Source organism: Streptomyces sp. MK37H (assembly GCF_018035285.1).
GTDB lineage: Bacteria > Actinomycetota > Actinomycetes > Streptomycetales > Streptomycetaceae > Streptomyces > Streptomyces endocoffeicus.
In genome coordinates this window covers 1-4,698 of the sequence record NZ_JAAAYH010000565.1, presented here as the reverse complement: position 1 = coordinate 4,698, position 4,698 = coordinate 1, and the positions used below count along the sequence as shown (strand labels likewise).

Sequence of the window (4,698 nt, the reverse complement as noted above, 5' to 3'; positions counted from 1 at the left end):
CTCGTCCTTCTCCGGACCCGGCGCGGGCGCCGGGCGCTGCTCCTCCTCGCGGCGCTCCTCCGCCCTCCGCCGCCGCGTCTCGCGCTCGAACAGCAGCTCCTCGACCGGGTCCGGTTCGACGTCCGGGGCGGCCAGCGACTCCCGCTCCAGGTTGTCGTCCGCCTCGATCTCGTCCACGAAGTCGAGCACCCGCTCGTGCTCCGAGCTGAGGAGCCTGGTCTCCAGCCGGTCGAGGACGGCGTCCTGCACCTCGTCCGGCATCCGCGCCAGTTGCATACGGGTGCGCTTGGAGCGGTCCTCGGGGTCGCCGCGCAGGGAGCGGACGACGCTGTTGGCGAGGCGGTCGACCAGGGTCGCCGGGTCGAGCTTCTCCATGCGGTCGCGGTCGGCGTCGACCGTGGCGTAGCGGAGCCAGCCCGGGGTCGCGGAGGTCTGCGGCTCCATCGCGGTGTCCGACTGCCCGCCGCGTACCAGGTCCCGCGCCGTGCCCTCCGCCTCGCGCTCCATCGCGTCCTGCGGCAGGCTCACCGCGCCCAGGTCACGGCCCACGCGCAGGGTGCCGAGGCCGTGGGGGTTCTGGACGGTGTGGAGCAGTTCGTGGGCGAGGAGGCGTTGGCCGTCCGTGGTGCCAGGGCGGTAGGTGTTCTCGCGGAAGAAGATGTCCTGGCCGACCGCCACCGCGTCCGCGCCCAGCAGTTCGGTGAGGTGGCCCGCGTCGCGGTCGGTGTGCAGGCGGACTTGGCCCAGGTCGTGGCCGAGCCGCTCTTCGAGGTCGCGCCGGACGCTCGGGTCGAGGGGCTGTCCGGCGCCGCTGACGATGTCCTTGGGCTCGGGCGTACGGGCCTTGCCGGTCCGCTCCTTGCGCTTGCGGCGCTTGGCGGACTGGGACGCGCGGTCGTCCTGGGTGGTGGACGGTGTGTTGCTCATGTCCCCTCCCGCCCCCTTCCGGAGAGGCCCGCGTGCACGGCCCGGGCCAGGGCCTCGCCCAGCCGGGCCGGGGAGGTGGTGGCGGGGAGCGGGGGCAGGCCGGACAGGGCCTCGATCGCCGCGCCCTCCCCGGTCGCCGCCAGCGGTACGCCGCGCTCCCGCACCAGCCGGGCCAACTCTGTCCGGAACGCCGCCGAGACCCGGTCCGGGTCGATCCCTGCGCCGAAGCCGGTCAGCGCCAGCTCGCCGATGTCCACCTGGATCGCGTTCGGCTGCTCGTTCGGCCCCATCCGGTCGTTCAGGCCCATCCGGTCGTTCAGACCCATCCGGTGACCTCCGAGGGTGTGAGCGAACGGTCCAGCTTCTGGTACTCGGTACGCGCCGCCGCCAGCATGTGGCGCATCTGGAGGCGGTCGCCCTCCTCGGCGGCGAGGAAGGCGCCGGAAAGCGCGATGTTGCGGATCGAGCCGCCCGCCACGGTGAGTTGGGCGAGGCGTTCGGGGTCGATGTCCTTCATCGGCGCCCGGGCGGGGAGCACCCGGCGCCAGATCTCGGCGCGCTCGCTCTCGCCGGGGAAGGGGAAGTCCACGACGAAGCGGATCCGTCGCATAAAGGCCGGGTCGAGGGCCTTCTTCATGTTGGTGGTGAGGATGGCCAGGCCCCGGTACGCCTCCATGCGCATCAGCAGATAGCTGACCTCCAGGTTGGCGTACCGGTCATGGCTGTCCTTGACCTCGCTGCGCTTGCCGAACAGCGCGTCCGCCTCGTCGAAGAGCAGCAGTGCGCCACCGCGCTCGGCGGCGTCGAAGACCTTGCGCAGGTTCTTCTCGGTCTCGCCGATGTATTTGCTGACCACCTGGGAGAGGTCGATGATGAAGAGGTCCAGGCCCAGCTCGTTGGCCATCACCTCGGCGGCGAGGGTCTTGCCGGTGCCGGAGCCGCCCGCGAAGAGGGCGGTGACGCCCAGGCCGCGGCGGAGTGTCGCGGCGAAGCCCCACTCCTGGTGGACGGTGGCGCGCTGCCGTACGTGGGCGACGATCTCGCGCAGGATCCGCGCCTGGTGGTCGGCGAGCACCAGGTCGTCCCAGGCGGCCTCGGGTTCGATCCGTCGGCCCAGCTCGTCCAGGCCGATGCGTGCCTCGATGAGCCCGGCGCGCCAGGCGAGTTCGGTGGGGTCGAGTGCGTCCGTGCCTGTGTCCGGGTCGGGGTCGGGGAGGTCACGGCGTACAGCGGCTGCCGCGGAGCGGATGATGTGCGGCGGCAGCTGGAACTGGGCGACCAGCGACCGCAGATGGGCCTCCTCGATCCGCGGGATGCCGGCGAAAGCGTCCGCCCAGAGGGCGAGTTGTTCGCTGTCGTCCAGCCCGGGCACGCTGACGCGTTCGCCGCGTGGGCGGCCGGTCCGGCGCGGGTCCTCACTGGAGACGACGAGGGGCACGGCGGCGCCCTCGATGAACGCGTCCGTGGCGGCGGTCTGCTCCCGGTCCATCTCACCGGCCTCCAGCAGGAGCGCCGCGGGCAGCAGCACGGCCTCGCGCTGCCAGAGGCGGGCGAGGCGGTCGCGTTCGGCCGCGTCGGTGGGGACGTCGTCCGAGGCCATGACGTACAGCGCGAGCCCGGTCCGGCGGGCGGCCGCGGCGGCGATATCGGTACGGGTGGTCAGGTCGCCGCCGACGAGTTCCACGCGCAACGGGGCCTCCGGGCGGGACTCGTTCCAGCCCGCGGTCACCTGGTCCGCCGCCCGGTCGTACGAGGGGGGCAGGGTCCGCGGGGGCTGCGCACGGCGCAGCAGCCCGTGCAGCCGGGCGTCGAGGTAGGGCGATCCGGCCAGGAAGTGCAGGATGCGCTCGTCGATGCGGAGGCGTGAAGTGGTGAGCCGGGTCTCGTCGTCGAGGTCTACGAGCCGCCAGCGGCGGAGCGGGGACACGGGGGTGAGCGCGCTCCAGTGCGGCTCGTCGAGCGCGGCGAGCGCGAGCGAGAAGGTGGGGTACGCACGGGCCGGATCGCCGCTGGCGGCGGCACACCGCGCGGCGGCGGTGGGGTCCAGCTCGGCGGCCGCCGCCAGCACGACGAGCTGGCGCTCGAAGGTGCTGAGGCCGAAACAGGCCACGAGCGCGTCGAGCGTGGCGGGGCCGGGGATCGCCTTCGGGGTGGTGCGGTGTCGCTCGTGGTCTTCCGTGCGGGTCGACTCGGCGGCGGTGGCTGGGGTGTTGGGCCCGTCGACGGTGGCGGTATCGCGGGGTGCGGAGGCGCCGGGCCGGGCGCCGTTGGCGGTGGCGCGGCGGGCGTGGGCGTCGACGCGGGCCAGTACGGCCTGGACGGCGGCGGCCAGGGCCTGCCCGTCCTCGGCCGGGACGGCGTCCGCGCTCGTATTGGCCTCATTGGCCGCCGACGCGCGGCCGTTTCTCCTGCCCATGGTGTTGTCCGCCCCCTTCTGCCCCACCGGGTGCCTCAGCTCTCCGTGTCCTCGGAGCGGCCGCCGCGGCGGCGGGGCGTGGACTTGCGTGTACGGGTGGGTGAGGTGGCGGACTTGGCGGCGGCGGACTTCGTGGTCTTGGTCGCGGCGGACTTGGTGGCGGCCGCCTTGGCGGTCTTGGCCGCTTTGGCGGTTTTGGCCGCGGCCGTCTTCGTGGCGGCGGGGCGCTTCTTGGCGGGCTGGGCGGGCGACCGGGTCCCGGCCTCCGTCGACGCCTCCGTCTCGGCGGGTTCCCCGGGTCGCTCCGCGCCCGGCAGGGTGGGGGGTTCCGGCGCTCCCGGCGCGCCGAAGGGCAGTACCCGCACCGTGGGCCGTTCCACCGGCTTCGCCGGGACCGGGCGCTCGCGTCCCTCGATCAGGACCAACGAGCCCTGGTAGCAGACCGACAGCACATACGGGGTCTGGTAGAGCATCCCCCAGAGCTTGGAGGTCTCGTCCACGTCCATCTGCGTCGGGGTGAAGCGCACCCGCTGCACCGCCTCGGCCAGATCGCTGCCCGTCAGGTACGAGCGCCGGGCGGCCTCCTCGATCACGTCCTTCGGCAGCATGGGGATCTCGTGCAGGATGCGCACCACGGTGCCGATCAGGCGTTGCCCGACCAGTTCGGACTCCTCGCCGTACGCGCTGATCAGGTAGTGCAGGTCCATGGCCGCGGCCGGTCGCTTGAGCAGCGTGCCGTCCGAGGCGCGGGTGGGCAGGTCGGTGGCGCGCATCGAGGCGTTCGGGGTGACCTGGTAGAGGAAGATGTTGATGGTCGGTTCCGTGGGCGGCTCGGCCGGGGGCCTCCGGGTGTCCACCGTGACCGCGATGTCGATCTCGGGCCGCAGATTGTTCGCGATCAGCAGCGCGAGGGCCTGGGTGACGGTCGCGAAGGCGAGTCCGTTGCTCATGGTGTCAGTCCCTCCTCTCGCCGCGTGCCAGGTAGTCCTCCAGGCTCAGCGCGGGCGCGCGCCGTCCCGTCGTTCCGGCGCGGGCGCCCGTGGTGCGGTCGGCGCCGGGCGGGGCGGCGGCGGTGACCTCCAGCCGCCCGATCTGGACGTGCACCGTGCGCTGGGCGGACCGGGCGCGGCGCCGCCCGGCGGGAAGCCGCGCGGCCTCGCGGCCCAGGGCGGCGTCGGCCGCACGGGGCGGCAGCGGCGCGGCGGCCACCGCGGACCACACGTCCGCGGACGGCGGGCCGGGCGAGGGCCCGGCGGCAGCCGGTGTGGCGTCGGGTGCCGGGGATGCCGTGGTGCCCCGCCGGGTGGCCGGGGCGTCGGGGGCGGCCGGGTTCGGTCTGGCGCTGATCTGTGTGC

General features: G+C 74.0%; 4 protein-coding genes and 1 pseudogene. All 5 read right to left on the bottom strand.

Translation table 11 applies throughout. The annotated features are described in order from the left end of the window. On the bottom strand, positions 1 to 927 hold a 927-nt coding region (locus tag GWI24_RS40630; protein WP_210951041.1), incomplete at its 3' end, for a DUF4157 domain-containing protein. After that, on the bottom strand, positions 924 to 1,253 hold the full coding sequence (locus GWI24_RS40625) for a hypothetical protein (RefSeq protein ID WP_247617574.1): 330 nt from the start codon (positions 1,251 to 1,253) through the stop codon (positions 924 to 926). The genes GWI24_RS40625 and GWI24_RS40630, both read right to left, overlap by 4 nt. After that, the gene (locus GWI24_RS40620; RefSeq protein ID WP_210951040.1) at positions 1,244 to 3,343 is read right to left on the bottom strand and encodes an ATP-binding protein; all 2,100 of its coding nucleotides are present in this window, start codon (positions 3,341 to 3,343) and stop codon (positions 1,244 to 1,246) included. Before GWI24_RS40620 ends, GWI24_RS40625 begins: the two co-directional genes overlap by 10 nt. 35 nt (positions 3,344 to 3,378) lie before the next feature. Further along, positions 3,379 to 4,293: a DUF4255 domain-containing protein gene (locus GWI24_RS40615; protein ID WP_210951039.1), complete on the bottom strand. Its 915-nt coding sequence runs from the start codon at positions 4,291 to 4,293 to the stop codon at positions 3,379 to 3,381. A 4-nt stretch (positions 4,294 to 4,297) separates the two neighbouring features. Next, positions 4,298 to 4,698: pseudogene (locus tag GWI24_RS40610) on the bottom strand (hypothetical protein); the annotation flags it as partial.

Bases quoted from the DNA above. Each gene is read 5' to 3' on its own strand.
- GWI24_RS40620 (WP_210951040.1), bottom strand. From the start codon at position 3,343: ATGGGCAGGAGAAACGGCCGCGCGTCGGCGGCCAATGAGGCCAATACG.
- GWI24_RS40615 (WP_210951039.1), bottom strand. From the start codon at position 4,293: ATGAGCAACGGACTCGCCTTCGCGACCGTCACCCAGGCCCTCGCGCTG.
- GWI24_RS40625 (WP_247617574.1), bottom strand. From the start codon at position 1,253: ATGGGTCTGAACGACCGGATGGGCCTGAACGACCGGATGGGGCCGAAC.